The 23,710-nt window shown below is 70.1% G+C and carries 18 protein-coding genes and 1 pseudogene; 6 read left to right on the top strand and 13 right to left on the bottom strand.

Annotated elements, in window-relative coordinates; genetic code table 11:
* Positions 1–34: 34 nt before the first annotated feature.
* The 8 genes and pseudogenes from QF035_RS11955 to QF035_RS11990 all read right to left on the bottom strand — a co-directional run bounded on the left by QF035_RS11955 (position 35) and on the right by QF035_RS11990 (position 11,391).
* Positions 35–1,441, bottom strand: coding sequence for a ThuA domain-containing protein (locus QF035_RS11955; RefSeq protein ID WP_307520134.1), 1,407 nt, complete (start codon positions 1,439–1,441; stop codon positions 35–37).
* Positions 1,442–1,453: 12 nt separating this feature from the next.
* A complete protein-coding gene (locus QF035_RS11960; RefSeq protein ID WP_307520136.1) occupies positions 1,454–3,973 on the bottom strand; it encodes a PQQ-dependent sugar dehydrogenase in 2,520 nt (839 codons plus the stop codon).
* A gap of 91 nt (positions 3,974–4,064) precedes the next feature.
* Positions 4,065–5,069: a sugar phosphate isomerase/epimerase family protein gene (locus QF035_RS11965; protein WP_307520137.1), complete on the bottom strand. Its 1,005-nt coding sequence runs from the start codon at positions 5,067–5,069 to the stop codon at positions 4,065–4,067.
* Between the two features lie 13 nt (positions 5,070–5,082).
* Positions 5,083–6,304, bottom strand: a pseudogene (locus QF035_RS11970) (Gfo/Idh/MocA family protein).
* Positions 6,305–6,450: 146 nt separating this feature from the next.
* Positions 6,451–7,488: a substrate-binding domain-containing protein gene (locus QF035_RS11975; RefSeq protein WP_307520138.1), complete on the bottom strand. Its 1,038-nt coding sequence runs from the start codon at positions 7,486–7,488 to the stop codon at positions 6,451–6,453.
* A gap of 17 nt (positions 7,489–7,505) precedes the next feature.
* A complete protein-coding gene (locus QF035_RS11980) occupies positions 7,506–8,525 on the bottom strand; it encodes an ABC transporter permease (RefSeq protein WP_269652114.1) in 1,020 nt (339 codons plus the stop codon).
* Positions 8,522–10,039 (bottom strand): sugar ABC transporter ATP-binding protein, encoded by a 1,518-nt coding sequence (locus QF035_RS11985; RefSeq protein ID WP_307520141.1) that lies wholly within the window; start codon positions 10,037–10,039, stop codon positions 8,522–8,524. Before QF035_RS11985 ends, QF035_RS11980 begins: the two co-directional genes overlap by 4 nt.
* A 170-nt stretch (positions 10,040–10,209) precedes the next feature.
* Positions 10,210–11,391, bottom strand: coding sequence for an ROK family transcriptional regulator (locus QF035_RS11990; protein WP_189841044.1), 1,182 nt, complete (start codon positions 11,389–11,391; stop codon positions 10,210–10,212).
* Positions 11,392–11,620: 229 nt separating this feature from the next.
* Between QF035_RS11990 and QF035_RS11995 the strand changes: the two genes are divergently transcribed.
* Complete coding sequence (locus QF035_RS11995) at positions 11,621–12,445, top strand: NAD(P)H-binding protein (RefSeq protein ID WP_307520142.1); 825 nt, start codon at positions 11,621–11,623, stop codon at positions 12,443–12,445.
* 113 nt (positions 12,446–12,558) lie between these two features.
* Here the strand turns inward: QF035_RS11995 and QF035_RS12000 are convergent, their stop codons facing one another.
* The 4 genes from QF035_RS12000 to QF035_RS12010 form a co-directional block, all read right to left on the bottom strand.
* Positions 12,559–13,236 (bottom strand): GntR family transcriptional regulator, encoded by a 678-nt coding sequence (locus QF035_RS12000; RefSeq protein ID WP_055616771.1) that lies wholly within the window; start codon positions 13,234–13,236, stop codon positions 12,559–12,561.
* Between the two features lie 172 nt (positions 13,237–13,408).
* Positions 13,409–14,347 (bottom strand): beta-ketoacyl-ACP synthase III, encoded by a 939-nt coding sequence (locus tag QF035_RS12005; RefSeq protein ID WP_307520145.1) that lies wholly within the window; start codon positions 14,345–14,347, stop codon positions 13,409–13,411.
* A gap of 136 nt (positions 14,348–14,483) precedes the next feature.
* A complete protein-coding gene (locus tag QF035_RS56260; RefSeq protein ID WP_444968431.1) occupies positions 14,484–14,630 on the bottom strand; it encodes an MFS transporter small subunit in 147 nt (48 codons plus the stop codon).
* Positions 14,602–15,933 carry an OFA family MFS transporter gene (locus tag QF035_RS12010; protein ID WP_307520147.1) on the bottom strand — a complete coding sequence of 444 codons (1,332 nt, stop codon included), beginning with the start codon at positions 15,931–15,933 and terminating at the stop codon, positions 14,602–14,604. The genes QF035_RS56260 and QF035_RS12010 overlap by 29 nt, the downstream gene beginning before the upstream one ends.
* A 362-nt stretch (positions 15,934–16,295) precedes the next feature.
* Between QF035_RS12010 and QF035_RS12015 the strand changes: the two genes are divergently transcribed.
* From QF035_RS12015 to fdhD, 5 genes are all read left to right on the top strand, one after another.
* Positions 16,296–17,267: a 2-dehydropantoate 2-reductase gene (locus QF035_RS12015; RefSeq protein WP_307520149.1), complete on the top strand. Its 972-nt coding sequence runs from the start codon at positions 16,296–16,298 to the stop codon at positions 17,265–17,267.
* A gap of 67 nt (positions 17,268–17,334) precedes the next feature.
* Positions 17,335–19,260: a molybdopterin oxidoreductase family protein gene (locus tag QF035_RS12020; protein WP_307520151.1), complete on the top strand. Its 1,926-nt coding sequence runs from the start codon at positions 17,335–17,337 to the stop codon at positions 19,258–19,260.
* Positions 19,261–19,266: 6 nt separating this feature from the next.
* Positions 19,267–21,099 (top strand): NAD(P)H-dependent oxidoreductase subunit E, encoded by a 1,833-nt coding sequence (locus QF035_RS12025; protein WP_307520152.1) that lies wholly within the window; start codon positions 19,267–19,269, stop codon positions 21,097–21,099.
* Positions 21,096–21,956 (top strand): 2Fe-2S iron-sulfur cluster-binding protein, encoded by an 861-nt coding sequence (locus tag QF035_RS12030; protein WP_307520153.1) that lies wholly within the window; start codon positions 21,096–21,098, stop codon positions 21,954–21,956. The genes QF035_RS12025 and QF035_RS12030 overlap by 4 nt, the downstream gene beginning before the upstream one ends.
* Before the next feature lie 7 nt (positions 21,957–21,963).
* Complete coding sequence (fdhD, locus tag QF035_RS12035; protein ID WP_307520155.1) at positions 21,964–22,827, top strand: formate dehydrogenase accessory sulfurtransferase FdhD; 864 nt, start codon at positions 21,964–21,966, stop codon at positions 22,825–22,827.
* Positions 22,828–23,097: 270 nt separating this feature from the next.
* On the opposite strand, the gene QF035_RS12040 is transcribed toward fdhD, so the two are convergent.
* The gene (locus QF035_RS12040) at positions 23,098–23,625 is read right to left on the bottom strand and encodes an isochorismatase family protein (RefSeq protein WP_307531057.1); all 528 of its coding nucleotides are present in this window, start codon (positions 23,623–23,625) and stop codon (positions 23,098–23,100) included.
* Positions 23,626–23,710 lie beyond the last annotated feature (85 nt).

Genomic DNA, 23,710 nt, shown 5'->3' on the forward strand with positions numbered 1-23,710 from the left:
GGGCGGAGGTCCGGCGTCCCCCGCCCGCCGCCGCTCAATCGCCCTGCGCGCCGGTTCGCGCCGGCAGTTCCTTGATCCGGATGTCACGGAAGGACACCTGGTCCTCGGCTCCGTGGTTCTGGATCCCGACATGACCGTCGCGCAGGCTGCGCGCCGGATCGGTGTTGGTGAAATCGTTGATCTTCACGCCGTTGAGCCAGACGCGGAGTCGTTCGCCCTCCACGCGGATCTCGTACGTGTTCCACTCCCCCGGCGGGTTCAGCGCACGGTCGCGCTTACTGATGTCGGCGGACTGGAAGCTGTACACGGCCCCGGTGGTGCGGTCGGGGGCGTCGGACGCGTCGATCTGGACCTCGTAGCCGTTGTCGACGGCCGACCAGGGGTCGTCGGAGGCCGGGAAGCCCACGAACACACCGGAGTTGTCGTCCCCGGAGGCACTCGCCATCTTCCAGTCGAGCTTCAGCGAGTACGAGCCGAGGCCGCGGTCCGCGTACCAGAGCATGCCCAGGCCACCGGACGACGTGAGTGTGCCGTCGTCCGAGAGCGAGAACGAGCCCGGTCCGGCCTGCTTCCAGTCCGCCAGCGACTCGGCGGTCCCGTCGAAGAGGGGTGAATACCCCTTCTCCGGGCGGCAGTCGGCCTCCGCGGCACCGACGGCCCACCGGATGCCGCCCAGCAGGTGCTGCCGGAAGGCGGGATCGGCGTACGACTCCTTGGTGTGACCGCTGCCGGTGTAGAAGGCGCGGCCGCCCCGGTACTCCTGGCACCAGGCGATCGGATGGTCGCCGCTCATCGTGCCGCCGGTGTACGACGACTCGTCGAGCGAGGCCAGGACGTGGGCCCGGTCCCGGGGATTGGAGCGGTAGTTGTACCACTCGTCCGTACGGTTCCAGGACTCCCCGAGGTGCGAGGTGGCCGGGTGTGCCCGGTCCTCGACCTCGATCCGCGCGGGCTGGATCGCCGGGTGCGACTGGAAGTAGGCGCCGGCGAGGCCGCCGTAGAACTCCCAGTCGTACTCGGTGTCGGCGGCCGCGTGGATGCCCACGTAACCGCCGCCGCGCTTGATGTAGCCCTCGAAGGCCCGCTGTTGGGACGCGTTGAGGACGTCCCCTGTCGTGGAGAGGAACACCACGGCGTCGTACCGGCCGAGGTTGCGGGAGGAGAAGGCTCCCGCATCCTCGGTGGCGTCCACCCTGAACCCGTTCGCGGCGCCGAGGCTCTTCACCGCGGCGACCCCTTCGGGGATCGAGTCGTGCCGGAACCCGGCGGTCTTGGAGAACACCAGGACACGCTCACCCTTCGAGGGCTTCTTCGACTCGGAGGCCCCGGAGGACCCCGACGGGCCGGAGGAGGATCCCTTCGAGGCGGCCGGCCCCGACACACACCCGATGAGCAGGGCGGCGCCGACGACAGCGGTCACTGTTCGGCCAGTTGCTCGCATGGCGCACCTCCCTCAGCGGGTTGTGAAGGTGAAGTCGTCCACGTCGTACAGGGACCCGGTACCGCTGCCCTTGAAGACGAGGTAGAGCGTGGTGGTGCCGCGCGGCGGCTTCGTCAGATTGGCAGTGACGTCCTGGAAGTTCTCCCAGCCGCCGGTCACCGGGACGGTCGCGGTGCCGAGCAGGCGGCCGGTGGGCGAGCCCGCGCGGACCTCCAGCTTGCCGCCGGTACCGCCGGAGGCGATGCGTGCCGTGATCTTCGTGGCGTTGCTCAGGACGTACGGCTCGAAGGAGATCCAGTCTTTGTTGTTGATGTCACCGACGGTCCTTCCGCCGTGTGCGGTGGCCTTCGTCTGGATCGTGACGCCCTCCGACTTGCCGTAGTGCTCGGCCTGCCGGTGCCTGGGCTGGACGACGTTCTGGTCGTGCGTGGTGAGCGCCTCCTGGCCGCCGCCTCCGTTGTCGGTGTACTCCGCGTCGAAGACACCGAAGATGTTCGCGTCCTCGTCGTGGCCGCCGTCGGCGCTGGTCTGGATGGTGCCGGAGCAGCCGTTCGCGGTGGTCAGCGGGTGGCCGTGGCTGTCGTGACCGAGGACGAAGCTGACCTTCACCTTGGCGCAGTCGATCGACCTGCCGTCCTCCGCGTCGGTCACCTTGACCTTGAAGGGCACGGCGTCACCGAAGCTGAACAGCTGTCCGTCCTCGGGGAGTTCGAGGGTCACCTTCGGCGCGGTGTTGCCGACGACGATCCGTACGCTGGCGCTACCGGTCCGCCCGGTGGCGTCCTTCGCGGTCAGCGTCGCCGTGTAGGTGCCGTTCCTCTTGTAGGTGTACGTCGGGTTCGCCGCCGTCGACTTGCCGCCGTCGCCGAAGTCCCAGCTGTACGTGAGGGCGTCACCGTCGGCGTCCGTGGTGCCGGCGGAGGAGAACTTGACCTTCAGCTTCGCCTGTCCCGAGGTGCGGTCGGCCGCGGCCTGTGCCACGGGCGAGTGGCCGTCGGTCGCGTTCTCGATCCGGTACAGGGCCGAGTTCTCGTCGCCGCCGAACCAGGCGAGGCCGTAGTCGAGGACGTACAGCGCGCCGTCCGGGCCGAAGGCCATGTCCATGATCTGGGTGCCGGTCCACGGCACGTCGTTGATGGACTGCACGGTGCCGCTGTCGTCCGACGCGATCCGCTTGATCCAGCGGCGGCCGAACTCGCCGGCGAAGAAGTCCCCGTCGTACGCCTCCGGGAACTTGACCGGGGAGTCGAGCGAGGCGTCGTAGTCGTAGACCGGGCCGCCCATGGGGGACTCGGAGCCGGTGCCGAACTCGGGCACGGATCCGCCGTCGTAGGGGATCCACGCGGTCTGGGCCGGAGGCAGGTCCGTCAGACCGGTGTTGTTGGGCGAGGTGTTCTTGGGTGCGGAGCAGTCGAAGGAGGCCCCCGACGCGCCCGTGCCGAAGTCGTAGTCCACGTAGGCGTCGTTGTCGCCCGTGCAGTAGGGCCAGCCGAAGTTGCCGGGCTCGGTGACGCGGGCGAACTCGACCTGGCCGGCCGGGCCGCGCGCGGGATCGGCGGCACCGGCGTCCGGGCCGTAGTCGCCGACGTAGAGGATGCCGGTCTTCTTGTCGACGCTGAAGCGGAACGGGTTGCGGAAGCCCATCGCGTAGATCTCGGGCTTCGTCTTGTCCGTGCCGGGCGCGAAGAGGTTGCCGTCGGGGACCGCGTACGAGCCGTCGGCGTTCACCTTGATGCGCAGGATCTTGCCGCGCAGGTCGTTGGTGTTGCCGGAGGTGCGCTGCGCGTCGAAGACGGGGTTGCGGTTGGCGCGCTCGTCGATGGGCGCGTAGCCGTCCGACTGGAACGGGTTGGAGTCGTCACCGGTCGACAGGTAGAGGTTCCCGGCGGCGTCGAAGTCGATGTCCCCGCCCACGTGGCAGCAGATGCCGCGGGTCGCCGGGACGTCGAGGATCTTCTTCTCGCTGGCGTTGTCGAGGGTGCCGTCCGCGTTCAGGACGAAGCGCGAGAGCCGGTTGACGCCGTCGAAGGGCGCGAAGTCGGCCGCGGTGCCCGTCTCGGGGGCGTCGCCCGCCGGGGTGTCGAGCGGCGGGGCGTAGTACAGGTAGATGAAGCGGTTGTCGGCGAAGCCGGGGTCGATGCCGACGCCCTGCAGGCCTTCCTCGTCGTGCGAGTAGACGGCGAGCTTGCCCGCCAGCTTGGTGTTGCCGGCGCTGTCGGTGATCCGCAGTTCGCCGTCGCGCGAGGTGTGCAGGACCGAGCGGTCCGGGAGGACGGCCAGCGACATGGGCTCGCCGACCTCGGGCTCGCCCTTGGCGAGGGTGACCTGCTGGAAGTCCTCGGCGGCGGCGGGCGCTGCCGGCGCGGCGGCCGGATCGGCGACGGCGGCGCCCGCCGGCGGTGTGGCCAGGGTGAGCGAGGCACCCGCGAGGAGCGCGCCGGTGAACAGGGCCAGTGCCTTGCGCAGTTGGAGTCTCGGGCGTCGTCTGTGGCTCTCGGTTCTGGTGGTGCTTATGTGGTCGTTCCCGTGCACGGAGTGCCTCCAGAGTGGGGCTGGTTGTACATGCGGGTGCGATGCGCCGGGGTGCGCCGTCACCCCGGAACGAACTCTGTGAGGGGGGTGGCTAGTCGTTGCCGCCGAACGCCGCGTCGAAGGACGCCGTCGGAGGTTCGAAGTCGTAGGCCTTCAGCCGGGTGAGTGCCTCGGGTGCGCCCTGGAGGCGGTCCATGCCCGCGTCCTCCCACTCGACCGAGATGGGCCCCTTGTAGTCGATGGAGCGCAGCATCCGGAACACGTCCTCCCAGGGGACGTCGCCGTGGCCCGCGGAGACGAAGTCCCAGCCGCGGCGCGGGTCGCCCCACGGCAGGTGGGAGCCGAGGCGTCCGTTGCGGCCGTCGAGGCGCTTGCGGGCCTCCTTGCAGTCCACGTGGTAGATCCGGTCGCGGAAGTCCCACAGGAAGCCGACCGGGTCGAGGTCCTGCCAGACGAAGTGCGAGGGGTCGAAGTTCAGCCCGAAGGCCGGCCGGCGGTCAACGGCCTCAAGCGCGCGCTGAGTTGTCCAGTAGTCGTACGCGATCTCGCTGGGGTGGACCTCGTGCGCGAAGCGCACGCCCTCGGTGTCGAAGACGTCGAGGATGGGGTTCCAGCGCATGGCGAAGTCGTCGTAGCCCCGCTCGATCATCGACTCGGGGGCGGGCGGGAACATCGCGACCAGGTGCCAGATCGCGGAGCCGGTGAAGCCGATGACGGTGTCGACGCCGAAGGCTGCCGCGGCGCGTGCGGTGTCGGCGATCTCGGCCGCCGCCCGCTGCCGTACACCCTCCGCCTCGCCGTCTCCCCAGATACGGGAGGGCAGGATCGCCTGGTGGCGTTCGTCGATGATGGCGTCGCAGACGGCCTGGCCGACCAGGTGGTTGGAGATGGCCCAGCACTTGAGGCCGTACTTGTCGAGCAGTTCCCTGCGCGAGTCGAGGTAGGTGGAGTCCGCGAGGGCCTTGTCGACCTCGAAGTGGTCGCCCCAGCAGGCGAGTTCGAGTCCCTCGTAGCCGAAGTCGCGGGCGAGCCGGCAGACCTCTTCGAGCGGAAGGTCGGCCCACTGGCCGGTGAACAGCGTGAAGTTGCGCGGCATGGACTGGCCTTCCTCAGCTCGCGATGGGGGTGTAGACGGAGTTCTTCTCGGCGCTCTCCTCGACCGCCGCGAGCACTCGCTGCACCTGCAGCCCGTCCGCGAAGGAGGGCAGCGGCTGCGCGCCGTCCGCGATCGCGTGCACGAGGTCGCGGGCCTGGTGGGTGAAGGTGTGCTCGTAGCCGAGGCCGTGGCCCGGCGGCCACCAGGCTTCCAGGTAGGGGTGGTCGGGTTCGGTGACGAGGATGCGGCGGAAGCCGGCATGGGTGCCGGGTTCAGTGCCGTCGTGGTACGAGAGTTCGTTGAGGCGCTCCAGGTCGAAGGCCAACGAGCCCTTCTCTCCGTTGAGTTCGATGCGCAGGGAGTTCTTGCGGCCGGTGGCGAACCGGGTGGCCCTCGAAGGACGCGAGGGCCCCCGAGGCGAACCGTCCGGTGAACAGGGCGGCGTCGTCGACGGTGACGGCCCCGACTTCGCTGCCCCCGGCCGCCGAGAGGCCGCTGGAGGATCCGGACAGCAGCGGCCGCTCCCGTACGAAGGTCTCGGTGAGCGCGGACACTCCCACGACCGGCTCCCCCGCCAGGTACTGGGCGAGGTCGACGATGTGCGCTCCGAGGTCGCCGAGCGCTCCCGAGCCCGCCGTCTCTTTGCGCAGCCGCCAGGTGAGCGGGAACTCCCGGTCCACCAGCCAGTCCTGAAGGTAGGTCACCCGGACGTGCCGCAGGGTGCCGAGGCGCCCCTCGGCGACCATCTGCCGGGCGAGTGAAGTGGCGGGCACCCGGCGGTAGTTGAAGCCGACCATCGCCACCTGGCCGCGCTTGGCGGCTGCTTGGGCGGCCTCGGCCATCGCCTCGGCCTCCTCGACCGTGTTGGCGAGGGGCTTCTCGCACAGCACGTGCTTGCCGGCGGCGAGCGCGGCGACGGCGATCTCGGCGTGGCTGTCGCCGGGGGTGCAGATGTCGACGACGTCGACGTCGTCGCGGGAGATCAGTGCCCGCCAGTCGGTCTCGGCGGCCGCCCAGCCGAGCCGGTCGGCCGCCGCTCGTACGGCTCCCGCGTCACGGCCGCAGACGGCGGCGAGGACCGGTCGGCGTGGCAGGTCGAAGACACGGCCCACGGTGCGCCAGCCCTGTGAGTGGGCGGCGCCCATGAACGCGTATCCGACCATGCCCACGCCCAGGGGCGGCCTTCCGGCCGCTGCCCCGGCCTGTGCCTCGTCGGGCTGCTGCGGCTGTCCCATGCGGAGGTCCTCCTCTTCGTCGTGGCGCGGTGGGGGGTTGTCGTGCGGGGGCGCTCCGCTTGCTGCACGGTTGGAGACTGCGGGTCCGTTGTGGCTGGTCGCGCAGTTCCCCGCGCCCCTGACGGGCGCCCCAAAGGGGGCACGGCCTACTTGAAGCCGGTGGGCAGGTACGTCTTGACGTTCTCCTTGTCGACGACTGCCGAGTAGAGCGTCAGGGACGAGGGGATCTCGAACTCCGCGAGGCCGCTGACTCCCTTGGCCTGGCCGAGCGCGCGTGCGAGGTCGATCGCGGACGCGGCCATGGTGGGCGGGTAGAGGACGGTGGCCTTGAGGACGCTGTTGTCCGACTCGATGGCCTGCATGGCGGACAGGGCGCCCGCGCCGCCGACCATCAGGAAGTCGTCGCGTCCGGCCTGCTCGATGGCGCGCAGGGCGCCGACTCCCTGGTCGTCGTCGTGGTTCCACAGGGCGTCGAAGTTCGACTGGGCCTGCAGGAGCTGGGACATCTTGGCCTGTCCCGACTCGACGGTGAACTCGGCGGCCTGGCGGGCGACCTTCTTGATGTTCGGGTAGTTCTTGAGGGCCGCGTCGAAGCCCTGCGTGCGCTGCTTCGTCAGCTCCAGGTTGTCGAGGCCCGCGAGCTCGATGACCCGGGCGCCCTTCTTGTCCTTGAGCTGCTCGCCGATGTAGTGGCCGGCGTTGAGGCCCATGCCGTAGTTGTCGCCGCCTATCCAGCAGCGGTACGCCTGCGGAGAGTTGAAGATCCGGTCGAGGTTGACGACCGGGATGCCCGCGCGCATCGCCTGGAGGCCGACCTGGGTGAGCGCCTTGCCGTCGGCGGGCAGCACCACCAGGACGTCGACCTTCTTGTTGATCAGCGTCTCGATCTGGCCGATCTGCTGGGCGGTGTCGTTGGAGCCCTCCGTGATCTCCAGCGTCACGTCCTTGTACTTCTTGGCGCGGCTCTTGGCGTTGTCGTTGATCGCGTTGAGCCAGCCGTGGTCGGCCTGCGGGCCGGCGAAGCCGATGGTGACCTGCTTGCCGGGCTTGTCGTCGGCGGCGGGCTGGTCGTTGGAGGCCGGCTCGTCGTCGGATTCGTTGCTGGTGCAACCGGCGAGGAGGACACCGGCCGAGACGGCGGCGGTGCCGAAGAGCAGTCCTCTGCGGCTCGTGATCTCTGGCATGGCGGTGAACCCTTTCCTCAGGTCGTGCTGGCGGTACGGCGCTGGACGAGCACGGCGGCGACGATGATCGCGCCCTTGGCGATCTGCTGGACGTCGCTCTGCAGGTTGTTCAGGGCGAAAATGTTGGTGATCGTGGTGAAGATCAGGACTCCGAGCACCGAGCCGACGATGGTGCCACGTCCCCCGGTGAGCAGGGTGCCGCCGATGATCGCGGCGGCGATGGCGTCGAGTTCGTAGAGGTTGCCGTTGGTGTTCTGGCCCGAGCCGGACAGGATGATCAGCAGGAAGGCCGCGATGCCGCAGCACAGTCCGGACAGCAGGTAGAGGTAGAGGCGCTGGCGGCGTACGTCGATGCCGGCGAGCCGGGCCGCCTCCGCGTTGCCGCCGACGGCGACCGTGCGCCGGCCGAAGGTGGTGCGGTTGAGCACGAGCCAGCCGATGATCGTCACGACCGCGAACACCATGACGAGCGGCGGGACGCCGAGGACGTAGGAGTCGCGCTCACCGAGGTCGAGGATGCCGTCGACGGTGACGACCTGGGTGTTGCCGTCGGTTATCTGGAGGGCGAGGCCGCGGGCCGACGCGAGCATGGCCAGTGTCGCGATGAACGGCACCATGGTTCCGTACGCGATCAGCACCCCGTTGACGAGGCCGCAGCCGACGCCGACGATCACCGCCGTGAAGAAGATGCCGGCGAAGCCGTAGTCCTGGGTGGCGACGGTCGTCGCCCACACCGAGGCGAGTGCGACGATCGCGCCGACGGACAGGTCGATGCCGCCGGAGATGATGACGAAGGTCATGCCGACCGTGACGACACCGATCACCGAGGCCTGGGTGAGGACGAGTTGGAGGTTGCGGGTGTCGAGGAACTCGTCGGGCTTGGTGATGCCTCCGATGAGGATCAGGGCGGCGAGCACACCGAGCAGCGAGAGCGTGCGGACGTCGGCACGGGCCACGACCGCCCGCCACGGACTGGGTTCCACCTGTGGTGACAGCTTCGGGATTTCGTCCCGGGGCGGGGACACGGGCTGCGTCATGACGCCGGGCTTCCTTCCATGACGAGGTCGAGTACGCGGTGTTCGTCGAGCTCCTGGGCGGGCGCCGTGTGCACGACCCGGCCTTCTCGGAGCACCAGGACGCGGTCGGCGAGGCCGAGGACCTCGGGGACTTCGCTGGAGACCATGAGCACGGCCAGGCCTTCGTCGGCGAGGCGGCGGATGACGGCGTACAGCTCGGCGCGGGCGCCGACGTCGACGCCGCGGGTCGGTTCGTCGAGCAGCAGCACCCGGCAGCCGCGCAGCAGCCAGCGGGCCAGGACGGCCTTCTGCTGGTTGCCGCCGGAGAGGGTGCGCACGGGTGCGGACGGATTGTCGGGGCGCAGTGACAGCTCACGCGTCGCCTTCTGCGCCGCGTTCCGCTCGGCGCTCCGGTCGAGCCAACCCCCGTACGAGAAGCGGGACATGGAGGACACGGAGACGTTCCGGGTGACGGACTCCAGCATCAGCAGGGCCTGCGCCTTGCGTTCTTCGGGGGCGAGACCGAGTCCGGCGCGGACGGCGGCGCGCACGCTGCCTGGCTTCAACCGCTTTCCGTCGACGAGGACTTGCCCGGTGCTGGGCCTGCGGGCGCCGTAGATGGTCTCCAGGATCTCGGAGCGGCCGGAGCCGACGAGTCCCGCGAGGCCGACGATCTCGCCGGGACGCAGCGTCAGGTCGAGCGAGGCGAACTCCCCGTCCCGGGCGAGGCCTTGGACCTCCAGCACCGGATCGGGCAGCGCCTGGTGCGTGGGCCGCTCGGGGAAGACGTACTCGACGTTCCGCCCGGTCATCAGCGCGACGACCTCGCGGGTCGGCGTCGACTTCGCGGGCAGTCCGCCCGCCACCGCCCGGCCGTCCTTCAGGACCGTGACCCGGTCGCCGATGCGGCGGATCTCCTCCAGCCGGTGGGAGATGTAGACGACGGCGACGCCCTCCGCCGTCAGGTCGCCGACGATGCGGAAGAGGTTGTCGACCTCGTCCGGGTCGAGCGCCGCGGACGGTTCGTCCATGACGATGAGGCGTACGTCGTGGGAGAGCGCCCGTGCCATGGAGACGATCTGCTGCTGGGCGGCCGACAAGTCGCCCACGAGCCGTGCGGGATCGATCTCCGAGTGACCGAGTCGCTTGAGGAGAGCGCCGGTTGAGGCCTTGGCGTCCTTGCCGCGCACGACGAAGCCGGCGGTCGTCGGCTCATGCCCCAGGTAGACGTTCTCGGCCACCGACAGGTGCTCCACCAGGTCGAGTTCCTGGTAGATGGTGGCGATGCCGAGGCGCATGGCGGCGATGGGCGAGCGCAGGGTGACCTGTTCGCCGCGCCAGGTGATCGTGCCGTCGTCCGGCTGGTGGGCGCCTGCCAGGACCTTGATGAGCGTGGACTTCCCCGCGCCGTTCTGGCCGAGCAGGCAGTGCACTTCGCCGGTCTGGACGTCGAGGTCGACGCCGTCGAGGGCCCGGACACCGGGGAACGACTTGGTGATGCCGGACATGGTGAGCAGGGATGGTTCTGGAGCCATGACGTTCCCCTCGGCGTGCGGGCCGGACTCAGGGCAGGGCGAAGCAGGGTGTGTCGTGAGGTGTGGTGCGGGAGCGCCTCGGGAAGAGGCGCTGCTCTTGCGGCTCGTGGAGAGATGACGCTCTTGCGGCTCGTGGAGAAGTAGCGCTGTTGCGGCTCTGGAAGCAGGTGTTACGCGGGTGAGAAGAGGTGATCGCTGATGAGCCGGGCCGCGCCGATGACTCCGGCGGTGGGGCCCAACTCCCCCAGGACGATCGGGAGGTTGCCGGTCGCCAGAGGCAGCGACTGGCGGTAGACCTGGGTGCGGATCGCGGCGAGCAGGGTGTGGCCGAGTCCGGTCACACCGCCGCCGATCACCACCAGGCCCGGATTGAAGAAGCTGACGAGTCCGGCGATGACCTGGCCGGTGCGGTTGCCGCCCTCGCGGATCAGATCGAGCGCGGTGGCGTCACCCGCGGCGGCCGCGGCGGCGACGTCGACGGCGCTCAGGGCGCCCGCCGCCTCCAGTCGTGCCGCCAGTTCCTGGGAAAGCCCCTGCTGGGCGGCCTCCGTGGCGTCGCGGGCGAGCGCGGCGCCACTGAAGTGGGCCTCCAGGCAGCCCCGGTTGCCGCAGGCGCACGGGCGGCCGTCCGGCACAGCCTGGATGTGGCCGATGTCGCCCGCGCTGCCCGTCGTACCGCGGTAGACCTCACCGCCGACGACGATCCCGCAGCCGATACCGGTACCGATCTTGACGCAGAGGAAGTCGCCCACGGAACGGGCCACGCCCGCGTGCTGCTCCCCCATCGCCATCAGGTTCACGTCGTTGTCGACCATGACGGGGCAGCCGAGGTCCTGACTCAGTGCCTCGCGGACCGGGAACCCGTCCCAGCCCGGCATGATCGGCGGGGCGACCGGGACTCCCTCGGGGAAACGGACCGGGCCGGGGACGCCGATGCCGGCGCCGTCGAACCCCTCCGCGAGCCCCGAGGCCCTCAACTTCGCTGCCATGGACAGGACTTGCTCGAAGACCGCGACCGGGCCCTCGCGTACGTCCATGGGCTGGTTGATGTGCCCCAGCACCTCCAGCTCCGCGTTGGTGACGGCCACATCGACCGAGGTGGCGCCGATGTCGACCCCGAGGAAGCGCAGCGCGGGAGCGAGCCGGATGTTGTGGGAGCGGCGGCCACCGCGCGAGGCGGCGAGTCCGTCGGCCACGACAAGGCCCGTTTCCAGCAGCCGTTCGACCTCGACGGCCAGCTTGGACCGCGAGAGGTCCACCTGATCGCCCAGCTGGGCCCGCGAGTTGGGACCCCCGTCACGCAACAGCCTGAGCAGCCGCGCCTGGTGGGCGTTTCCGGGTCGCGCCGTCATGCGTCTCACGAGCCCCTCCCCGCCTCATCGGCACCGCCGTCGTTGGCTTTCGAGTGGAACGTAGCAGCGGCTGCCGAAGCTGGGAAGAAGTTGAGCACTAATTGCTGACGACTTCTTCCACTGAGAGGACAAAGCGAGTTGGAGCGGTGGCCACGCGCGGAAGGACACAGCAGGATGGGCACCCTGTGCTCCGGGCTGCCGTGACCCGGGGCGGGAGAGGGGGAAACTCATGATCCTGGTGACGGGTGCGACGGGGAACGTGGGCGCCGGAGTGGTGCGCGCCGTGGCCGCCGCGGGTGAGCCGGTGCGGGCGATGAGCCGTTCGGGCGAGGGGGCCGGGCTGCCGCAGGGCGCCGAGGGGGTGGCCGGCGACCTGAACCGCCCGGAGACCGTACGGGAGGCGCTCGACGGGGTGCGGGCCCTGTTCCTGATGCCCGGGTACGAGGGCCAGCGGGCCGTCCTCGCCGACGCGCGGGCGGCCGGTGTCGAGCGGGTCGTGATGCTCTCCGGCAAGTCGGCGGCGGTCGACGACGGAAACGCGGTGACCCGCTATATGCGGGCGTCGGAGGACGGGGTGCGCGAGTCCGGGCTCGCCTGGACCTTCCTGCGGCCCGTGAGCTTCATGTCCAACGCGGTGTCGCTCGCGGACCAGATACGCAAGGGCGACGAGGTGCGCGTGCCGTTCCCCGGTGTCCGTACGGCGGACATCGATCCGTACGACATAGCCGAGGTCGCGGCCCGGGCCCTCCTCTCGCCCGAACACGCGGGCCGTGTCTACACCCTGACGGGCCCTCAGTCACTGCTGCCCGCCGACAGGATCGCCGTCCTCGGTGAGGTGCTGGGCCGCGAGCTGCGTACCGTCGGCCTCACGGACGAGGAGGCCCGAGAGGCGCTGGGGGCCGCCTTCCCGGCGCCGTACGCCGAGGCGTTCCTCCGCTTCTTCGCCGACGGGATCCTGGACGAGTCCCAGGTCCTGCCCACGGTCGAGGAGGTCACGGGCCGCCCGCCACGCACGTTCCGCCAGTGGGCGACGGAACACGCGAACGCGTTCTGACGGCCCCCAACCTCCGACTCGGGCGAACACGAGCGGCCCCGTAAGGGGCGCGGGGAACTGCGCGCCCAGCCACAACGGACCCGCGGATGCGCAAGCTCACCTCCAGCGGGCACTCAGTCGCGAGGGCGGGCGTGGTAAGTCCGGCGGGTGTGCTCCGTGTGGGCGCGCATGACCTCGGTCGCGCGCTGCTCGTCGCGGGCGGCGATCGCGGCGATCAGGTCGCGGTGCTCGATCCAGGACTGGTGGCCGCGCTGCCGGGCGACCGGCGTGTAGTACCAGCGGACCCGCCGGTCGACCTGGGCGGCCAGTTCGGCGAGGACCGTGTTGCCCGCGAGCTCCATGACCTTCGCGTGGAAACGGGCGTTCATCGCGACCGCCCCGTCCACGTCGTCGGCGCCGACCGCCTCCTCGCCCTGGGCGCACAACTCCTCGAGGGCGGCGATGCCCGCCGTGCCCGTGTTGGCCGCCGCGAGCCGGGCGGCCTCGGCCTCCAACAGCGTGCGTACGGTGAGAAGTTGGTCGGCCTCGGCCTCTGTCGGCTCGTGCACGAAGGCGCCCTGGGCTGGCCGCAGATCGACCCATCCCTCGGTGTTCAGCCGCTGCAGCGCCTCGCGCACGGGCTGCCGGGAGACCCCGAGGTGCCCAGCCAGCTCGCTCTCGACCAGATGCTGGCCGGGCTGCAGGGCACGTGTGGTGATCAGTTCGAGCAGCGCTTCGTAGACACGGTCCCGGAGCGGTCCCGGCCGTTCGAGCTTGGGCACCGACCCCTGCGGCAGTCCGGTCGACAACATCGCGGTCCCCCTCCTGGGCAGTGGCGGCGTACGCGCGGGCGGCACGGCAGCCTCAGAGCCAGTATCAATTGTCTTTCGTCTACAGTCTACGGCGCACAATGGCCAGGCCGAGGGGGAGTTGGCCTCGTCACACACCCCTCTTGAGGGGCTTGCTCACCGGAATACGCGCACGTCACGGGCAGCGGATGACCTGTCCCGCGTACGAGAGGTTCCCGCCGAAGCCGAAGAGCAGCACAGGGTCGCCGGTGGAGATCTCGCCGCGTTCGACGAGCTTCGACAGGGCGATCGGGATGCTGGCGGCGGAGGTGTTGCCCGACTCGGTGACATCGCGCGCGACGACGGCGTTCACGGCGCCGATCTTCGCGGCGAGGGGCTCGATGATGCGCAGGTTGGCCTGGTGCAGCACGACGGCGGCGAGGTCCTCGGGGGTCAGACCGGCGCGCTCGCAGGCCGCGCGCGCGAGGGACGGGAGCTTGGTCGTCGCCCAGCGGTAGACACTCTGGCCCTCCTGCGCGAACCGTGAGGGGGTGCCCTCGATGCGGACCGCGTGCCCCATCTCGGGCACCGAGCCCCACAGCACGGGCCCGATGCCGGCATCCTCGGCGGCCTCGACAACGGCGGCCCCCGCCCCGTCCCCGACGAGCACACAGGTCGTACGGTCCGTCCAGTCGGCCACGTCGGACATCTTGTCGGCGCCGATGACGAGCACCCGGGTCGCGGCACCCGCGCGGACGGCGTGGTCGGCGGTGGCCAGGGCGTGCGTGAAGCCCGCACAGACGACGTTGACGTCCATGGCGGCGGGCGACGGGATGCCGAGGCGGGCGGCGACCCGGGCGGCCATGTTCGGCGACTTGTCGACGGCGGTGGAGGTGGCCACCAGGACGAAGTCGATGTCGTCGGGGGCGAGGCCGGCGGCCGCCAGGGCCTTGGCCGCCGCGTGCGCGGCCAGCTCGTCGACCGGTTCGTCGGGGCCCGCGATGTGCCGCGTACGGATGCCCACCCGGCTCGTGATCCACTCGTCGCTGGTGTCGACCAGGTCCGCCAGGTCCTCGTTGGTGAGGATCCTGGCGGGCTGGTAGTGGCCGACAGCGGCGATGCGTGAGCCGTTCATGGGCGGTCCCCTTGGTTGCCTGGGTAACGGGACTCACCAGTCTGATCAGGTACTCACGGGTACGAGGGCACGTAATGCCACAGGATTGGTGTGCCACCCTTGTCGGCTTCTGTCAGGCCCTCGGACACCCGAACACCTACCCTGTGAACAATTGGGTGGCCTTCTGCACCAGCTCGTACAGACCATAGGCCAGCGGCGCCCCCACCCAGAGCCAGGCGAAGGCGATCAGTGGACGGCGGTCGGGCGGGCTGCCCTCAGACGGACTGCTGTCGCTCGGTGACATCGGAGGCCTCCCTCTGGGCGGGGATGTGATGGCGGGCGTTGACCGGGCGGACGAGTTCGTTGGCGACGAAGCCGATCACCAGCAGCCCGATCATGATGATCAGTGACGTTCCGTAGAGGGACGCTCCGGATTTGCCGGCTTCTTCCTGCCGGTCCGCGATCCAGTTGACGATCAGCGGTCCGAGGACTCCGGCGGTCGACCAGGCGGTGAGCAGCCGTCCGTGGATCGCGCCGACCTGGTAGGTCCCGAAGAGGTCCTTGAGGTAGGCGGGGATGGTCGCGAAGCCGCCTCCGTAGAAGGAGAGGATCACCAGGGCGCAGCAGATGAACAGCGGCTTCGAGGAGTCCCCGACCCAGGCGATGAGGGCGTACATCAGCGCGCCGACGCCAAGGTAGACGCGGTAGATGTTCTTGCGCCCGATCAGGTCGGACGTCGACGACCAGCCGATACGGCCCGCCATGTTCGCCGCCGAGAGCAGCGCGACGAACCCGGCCGCCGCCGACACCGAGACGGGTGTGGAGGTGTCCGAGAAGAAGTCCGTGATCATCGGGGCGGCCTTCTCCAGAATGCCGATGCCCGCGGTCACGTTCATACAGAGCACCACCCACAGGCACCAGAACTGCGGGGTGCGTATGGCGCTGTTCGCGGAGACCTGTACGCCTTCGAGTGGCGCCGGAGTGCCGTCGGCCGCGGTCTTCGCGGGGCGTGGCACGCGGACCAGGAACACGCCGAGGGACATGAAGAGGGCGTACGTCAGTCCGTGCACGAGGAAGGCCTGGGCGATGCCGGAGCTGTCGGAGCCGAAGGACTCCAGCATCTGCGCGGACCACGGCGAGGCGATGAGCGCGCCGCCGCCGAAGCCCATGATGGCGATGCCGGTGGCCATGCCCGGCCTGTCCGGGAACCACTTGATCAGCGTGGAGACGGGCGAGATGTAGCCGATGCCCAGGCCGATGCCGCCGACGAAGCCGTAGCCGAAGACGATCAGCCAGTACTGCTCGGTGGCGGCGCCGAGCGCGGAGAGCAGGAAGCCCGACGAGAAGCAGATCAGGGCGACCGTCATCGCCCAGCGCGGCCCGTTGCGCTCGACGAGCGTGCCGCCGAACGCGGCGGACAGGCCGAGCATCACGATGCCGAGCTGGAAGGGCAGGGCGCTCTGGGTGCCGCTGAGGTCGAGCGCGGACTCCAGGGACGGCTTGAACACGGACCAGGCGTAGGCCTGTCCGATGGAGAGGTGGACCGACAGGGCCGCGGGCGGGACCAGCCAGCGGCTCCAGCCCGGTGGGGCTACAGGGGGACTCATGATCCCGGACGATAGGAACCGGTCGGCCGGTTGGGAAGACGGCCACACGAACGCGTATGCCGTGTGCGGTGAACGGTATGCGATGCGCGACGAACGGTCGGTTCGGTCCGACGAACGGCATTCGGGAGCCGGGCTCAGCCGGACCTGGCCGAACTCGGCTGCTCCACCAAGGGTGTTCGGTGCGCGACGCTCAGCGAACTCCGAACCGTGTCCGGCGATGCCGGGCGGAGCACCCGAGCCTGTCGCAGGTGCTGCGCGAACCCTTGCTGCCCCAACTCCCATACTGTAGACAATATTCAGTCGACATGGTTCAACGCTGTTCAGCGTCTCCTCGGTACCCTCGACCGAACGGAGCCCCTCCCGTGAAAGTGGCAGTTCTCGGCGCCGGTGCTATCGGCGCCTACGTCGGTGCCGCGCTGCATCGCGCGGGTGCCGATGTGCACCTCATCGCCCGTGGACCGCATCTTGCGGCCATGAGGCAGCACGGAGTGCGAGTGCTCAGCCCGCGCGGCGACTTCACCGCGCGGACGCACGCCACCGACGACCCGGCCGAGGTCGGCCCGGTCGACTTCGTCCTCCTGGGCCTGAAGGCCAACTCGTACGCGGCGTGCGGGCCGCTCATCGAGCCTCTCCTGAACGACACGACAGCGGTGATCGCCGCTCAGAACGGCATCCCCTGGTGGTACTTCCACCGGCACGGCGGCCCGCACGACGGTCACCGTGTCGAGAGCGTGGACCCGGGCGGCGCGGTCAGTGCGGTGATCGCGCCCGAACGGGCCATCGGCTGCGTCGTCTACGCGGCGACCGAGCTGGAAGGACCGGGAGTCGTCCGCCACTTGGAAGGCACCCGGTTCTCCATCGGGGAGCCCGACCGCTCGGTCTCGGTGCGCTGTGCGGCGTTCAGCGAGGCCATGATCGCGGGCGGACTCAAGTGCCCCGTCGAGCCGGACCTGCGCAACGACATCTGGCTCAAGCTGCTCGGCAACATCTCCTTCAACCCCATCAGCGCCCTGGCCCGCGCGACCATGCGGCAGATGTGCCTGCACGGCGGTACGCGCCGGGTCATCGAGATCATGATGACCGAGACGCTCGCGGTCGCCGAGGCGCTGGGCTGCGAGGTGGGCGTCTCCATCGAACGGCGGCTGGCCGGCGCGGAACGCGTCGGCGACCACCGCACCTCCACGCTCCAGGACCTGGAGCGCGGCAAACCGCTCGAACTCGACGTGCTGCTGGCCGCCGTCGTCGAACTCGCGGAGATCACCGACGTCCCGGTGCCCACCCTCCGCACCGTCCACGCCATCTCGGACCTGCTCGCCCTGAGGACAGCCGCATGAGGACTTCCATCAGGACTTCCACGAGGACCTTCACCAGGACCGTCACGAGGACTTTGAGGAACGCCGTATGAGGAAGCGCGACCGAACTCCCAAAACGTACAACCGACTTGAGTATCCGCTGGTCCGCGACTCGCGCGACGAGCCCCTCCGCAGGGCGAGTTGGGACGAGGCCCTGGACCGCGCCACCCGGGGCCTCGGCGCGGCACGCGACGCGTTCGGCCTGTTCTCCTGCGCCCGCGCGACCAACGAGATGAACTACGTGGCGCAGAAGTTCGCCCGCGTGGTCATGGGCACCAACAACGTCGACTCCTGCAACCGGACCTGCCACGCGCCCAGCGTGGCGGGCCTGTCGGCCGCCTTCGGCTCCGGCGGCGGGACCTCCTCGTACGCCGAGGTCGAGCACAGCGACCTCATCGTGATGTGGGGTTCCAACGCCCGTTTCGCGCACCCGATCTTCTTCCATCACGTGCTGAAGGGGATCAGGAACGGCGCCCGGATGTACGCGGTCGACCCGCGCCGCACGTCCACGGCCGAGTGGGCGGAGAGCTGGCTCGGGCTGAACGTCGGCACGGACATCCCGATGGCGCACGCGATCGGCCGCGAGATCATCCGGGCGGGGCTGGCCAACGACGCGTTCATCGAGCGGGCGACCACCGGCTTCGAGGAGTACAAGCAGCTCGTCGAGCCCTGGACGCTGTCCCTCGCCGAGAAGGTGACGGGCGTACCGGCCGCAGCGATAAGGGAGTTGGCGCACGCCTACGCCCGCGCCGAGCGGGCCCAGCTGTGCTGGACGCTCGGCATCACCGAGCACCACAACGGCACGGACAACGTCCGCGCGCTCATCAACCTGTCGCTCCTGACGGGCCATGTGGGGCGGTTCGGCTCGGGGCTGCAGCCCCTGCGCGGGCAGAACAACGTGCAGGGCGGCGGCGACATGGGCGCCATCCCGAACCGGCTGCCCGGCTTCCAGGACATCCTCGACCCGGACACGCGGCTGAAGTTCGAGTCGGCCTGGGACACCGTCATCCAGCCCCACTACGGGATGAACCTGACGGAGATGTTCGAGGCCATGGAGGAGGGCACGCTCAAGGCCGTCTACTGCATCGGGGAGAACCCGGCGCAGTCGGAGGCCGACAGCGAGCAGGCGGTACGCCGTATGCGGGCCCTCGACTTCCTCGTCGTCCAGGACATCTTCCTGACGAAGACGGCCGAGCTCGCGGACGTCGTCCTGCCCGCGACGGCCGGCTGGGCCGAGACCGAGGGCACAACCACCAACAGTGAGCGGCGCGTTCAGCGGGTGCGCCGGGCGGTGGTCCCGCCAGGTGAGGCCCGCGAGGACATCGACATCCTCTGCGACCTCGCCTCCCGAATGGGCCACGAGTGGAAGTACGCGGACTCCGAGGCCGTCTGGAACGAGCTGCGGTCGGTGTCCCCGGACCACTTCGGGATGACGTACGAGCGCCTGGAGGAGCACCAGGGCATCCAGTGGCCGTGCCCGGAGACCGACCGGATCGAACCGACCTATCTGCACGGCCGGTTGTGGGCCTCCGACCCGGCCGAGCGCGGCCGGCTCGCGCCCTTCGGGCTGGTGCAGCACGACCCGCCGGTCGACCTGACGGACGAGGAGTACCCGATCCGGCTGACCACCGGGCGGCGGCTCGACTCGTACAACACCGGGGTGCAGAGCGGCGGTTTCGCCTCGCCGCTGCGGCGCGGTGAGTACGTCGAGCTGTGCCCGGAGGACGCGGAGCGCTACGGCGTGGTGGTCGGCGAGGAGGTCCAGATCTCCTCGCGGCGCGGGGCGGTGGTGGCGCCGGTATGGGTCGACACCGCGCTGCGGCCCGGGCTCGCGTTCATGACCATGCACTTTCCCGACGAGGTGGACACCAACCAGCTGACGATCGAGGCCAACTGCCCGATCGCGGGGACGGCGGAGTTCAAGGCGTCGGCGATCCGGATCGAAAAGCTGCCGGTTGCGATTCAAGTGAGGTGATGTCAAGTGGACCTGCGCTTCGGTGACAGCAAGCCGACTGACGAGGAGCGGGAGGCGGTCGACGCGCTGCTCGGTCCTCCGGAGTCTTCGTGGGAGGGCGCCGACCGCAGCGACGCCGACCTGAGGTGGGCACGCGGCGGGCGTGCGGCCCGGGAACGCCGTGACCTGCTGTTGCCGGGGCTGCACGCCGTCAACGACCGGATCGGCTGGATCAGCGAGGGCGCCCTCGACTACCTCTGCCGACGGCTGACCGTGCCGCCGGCGGAGGCGTACGGGGTCGCCACCTTCTACGCGATGTTCTCGGTGAAGCCGCGGCCCGCGACGGTCCTGCACGTGTGCACGGACCTCGCGTGCGCGGCCGCCGGGGCATCGGAGCTGTGCGCGGGCGTCGAGGCCCGCCTCGGCCTCGGCAGTGGTGTCAGCGTCGAGCGCAGCCCGTGCCTGGGCTTGTGCGAGCGGGCTCCGGCCGCGCTGGCGGTCAAGGCCGGGGATCCGGTGCGTACGGCCGTGTCGGCGCCCGCGACCGTCGAGCGGGCCGTGCTCGCGGCGAGCTCGCCCGACTCGGCGCCCGAGGAGCCGTCGGCCGCCCTGGCGGTGCCCCAGGCGGGCCAGGCGGGCCGTGAGGAGCTCGTGCTGCTGAGCCGCGTCGGCGTGGTCGACCCGGCCTCGCTGGACGACTACCGGGCGCAGGGCGGCTACACGGCCCTGCGGCAGGCCTTCGCGATCGGCCCCGCCGGGGTCATCCGCGAGGTCACCGACGCGGGCCTGGTCGGGCGCGGCGGCGCCGCCTTCCCCACCGGCCGCAAATGGCAGGCCACGGCGTCGGGGCCCGACCGTCCGCACTACCTCGTCTGCAACGCCGACGAGTCCGAGCCGGGCACCTTCAAGGACCGCGTGGTCATGGAGGGCGACCCGTACTCCCTCGTGGAGGCGATGACGATCGCGGGCTACGCGGTCGGCGCGCACAAGGGCTACCTGTATCTGCGCGGCGAGTACCCGCGGGCCCTGGAACGCATGGAGCACGCCATCGGACAGGCACGCGCGCGTGGGCTGCTCGGCGACGACGTCCTCGGCCAGGGGTACGCCTTCGACATCGAGATGCGGCGTGGCGCCGGCGCGTACATCTGCGGCGAGGAGACCGCCCTCTTCAACTCCATAGAGGGGTACAGAGGAGAGCCGCGGTCGAAACCGCCCTTCCCCGTAGAGAAGGGTTTGTTCGGCAAACCCACTGCCGAGAACAACGTCGAGACGCTGGTCAACGTACTGCCCATCCTCACGATGGGGGCGCAGGCGTACGCCGCGATCGGCACCGGCAAATCCACCGGACCCAAGCTGTTCTGCGTGTCGGGCAGTGTGGACCGGCCCGGCATCTACGAGCTGCCGTTCGGCGCGACGCTCGGCGAGCTGCTGGACCTCGCGGGCGTACGTAAACGTTTGCGCGCAGTGCTGCTCGGCGGCGCGGCCGGTGGTTTCGTACGGCCCGACGAGCTGGACATCCCGCTCACCTTCGAGGGCACGCGGGAGGCGGGCACGACGCTCGGCTCCGGGGTCGTGCTGGCCTTCGACGACACCGTGCCACTGCCGCGTCTGCTGCTGCGGATCGCCGAGTTCTTCCGTGACGAGTCCTGCGGGCAGTGCGTGCCGTGCCGGGTCGGGACCGTGCGCCAGGAGGAGGCGCTGCACCGCATCGTCGACCGGACGGGCGCGGAGGCGGCGTCCGACATCGCCCTGCTCCGCGAGGTGGGCCGCGCCATGAAGGACGCCTCGATCTGCGGTCTCGGGCAGACCGCGTGGAACGCCGTGGAATCCGCCATCGACCGCCTGGGGGCGTACGAATGACCTTGATACCGCTGGGGATCCCCCGCCGTCTGCTGGAGTTCACGATCGACGGTGAGCCCGTGCGGGCCCCGGAGGGATCGACGATCCTCGACGCCTGCCGGTCGGTGGGCAAGGACGTCCCGACCCTCTGCCAGGGAGACACGCTCACCCCCAAGAACGCGTGCCGCGTCTGCGTCGTCGAGGTCGAGGGCTCGCGCACCCTCGTCCCGGCGTGCTCCCGAAAGGCCGAGGCGGGCATGCAGGTGCAGACCGACAGCGAGCGCGCCCGGCACAGCCGCAAGATCGTCCTCGAACTCCTCGCGTCCTCGGTCGACCTGTCGACCACACCGGAGGTCGCCGGATGGCTCAAGGAGTACGAGGCGAAGCCCGACCGCTTCGGCCCCGACGCGGCTCGCCTCAACGAGGAGCCGAAGGTCGACAACGACCTGTACGTGCGCGACTACGACAAGTGCATCCTCTGCTACAAGTGCGTGGACGCCTGCGGCGACCAGTGGCAGAACACCTTCGCGATCTCGGTCACCGGGCGCGGCTTCGACGCCCGGATCGCCGTCGAGCACGACGCGCCGCTCACCGACTCGGCGTGCGTGTACTGCGGCAACTGCATCGAGGTGTGCCCGACGGGCGCGCTGTCGTTCAAGTCGGAGTTCGACATGCGCGCGGCGGGTACGTGGGACGAGCCGGCGCAGACCGAGACGACCACAGTGTGCGCCTACTGCGGAGTGGGCTGCAACCTCACCCTGCACGTGCAGGACAATGAGATCGTGAAGGTCACCTCGCCGCACGACAACCCGGTGACCCACGGCAACCTCTGCATCAAGGGCCGCTTCGGCTACCAGCACGTACAGAACCGGGACTGATCAGGACATGGGACGAGTCACGGAACGACGCAAGGTGATCCGCATCCGGGACGGGGCGGTCTCCACCCGCCCGGACACGCTCGTCGCCGAGGAGCCACTGGAGATCCGCCTCAACGGCAAACCCCTCGCGATCACGATGCGCACCCCGGGCGACGACTTCGCGCTCGCGGCGGGCTTCCTGGTCAGCGAGGGGGTCCTCGGCAGGGCCGACGAGCTGCAGAACATCGTCTACTGCGCGGGTGCGACGGTGGACGGCTCGAACACGTACAACATCGTCGACGTGCGGACCGCGCCCGGCGTCGTCATCCCCGACATCACCCTCGAACGCAACGTCTACACCACCTCGTCCTGCGGCCTGTGCGGCAAGGCGAGCCTGGACGCGGTCCGTACGACCGCCCGCTGGTCGATCGACGACACGGCGGGCGACACGGCTCCCCCGGTGCGGCTCGAACCCGAACTGCTCGCGAGCCTCCCCGACCGGCTGCGCGCGGCGCAGCGCGTGTTCGACCGGACCGGGGGTCTGCACGCGGCGGCGCTGTTCACGGAGGACGGCGAACTCGTCGACATCCGGGAGGACGTGGGCCGGCACAACGCGGTCGACAAGCTGGTCGGCCGCGCCCTCCAGAACGGCTCGCTGCCGCTCTCCCGCACGATTCTGCTCGTCTCGGGCCGGGCGTCCTTCGAGCTGGCCCAGAAGGCCGTGATGGCGGGCATCCCGTTCCTCGCGGCGGTCTCGGCGCCGTCCTCGCTCGCGGTGGACCTGGCCGCCGAGTCGAACCTGACGCTGGTCGGCTTCCTGCGGGGCACCTCCATGAACGTGTACGCGGGCGAGCACCGCATCGCCCTGCAGGCCGCGGCCGCCCAGGGCTGACCGGTCTCCCCGCTGCACGGCGGCGGGGCCCCACCCGGCGGGGAGCGCCCCCTGCGCCGGAGGGGCCCTGCTGTTTTAAGTGCTCGGTTCGCCTCCGGGGCGCTACAGCCTGTGTGGAGAGCCCGACCGTGCTCGACCCCTCCTTCGTCGGGGCCTCCGCGCTCCCCCAGACTCCGTCCGGGGGGACCCCCCGGTCTCTCGACACAGACGCGCCCCTTCGGCTCACTCGCAAGCCAGTAGCTGGCCTGTTTCAGTTGGCCTGCTTGCCGGTCAGCCCTTTGCGAAGCGCACCTCGTCGGCCGTGACGACCGTGCCCAGGCGCGGGAAGTCCAGCTTCACCGAGGCCTCGTGTTCCGGGCCCGTGAGGGCAGCCATGGCGTTCTCGACGAAGACGAGGTCGTAGCCGAGGTCGCCGGCGGCGCGGGCGGTGGACTCGACGCCGAGGTTGGTGGCGATTCCACCGAACACCAGTGTGGAGATGCCGTGTTCGCGGAGCCGCTCGTGCAGCCCTGTTCCCTGGAAGCCGCCGGTGGTCCGCTTCACGATCTCGACGTCGCCCTCCGCCGCGAGCCCCGCGACCAGACCACTGCCGGGCGGCTGCTCGTGGACACCGGGCCGCTCCACACGCACGAGTACGACGAGCGCGCCCGTCCGCCGGAAGGCGGCCGCCAACTCCTCGGCGACGGCAAGGACTTCGGTGCCCTTGTGGGGCTCCAGGGGCAGTCCGACGATGCGGTCCATCAGGTCGACGAGCACGAGGGCGGTGCGTGCGGGGTCGAGAGCCAGGCGGGGTTCCATGTCCGGTGCGTTCATGACGGAACGTTAGCCCGCATCAGCCGTCCGTACTGGAAATCCGGATCAACAGGCCCGTGAACTGCTCGGG

Source organism: Streptomyces umbrinus (genome assembly GCF_030817415.1).
In the GTDB taxonomy this organism is placed as follows: domain Bacteria; phylum Actinomycetota; class Actinomycetes; order Streptomycetales; family Streptomycetaceae; genus Streptomyces; species Streptomyces umbrinus_A.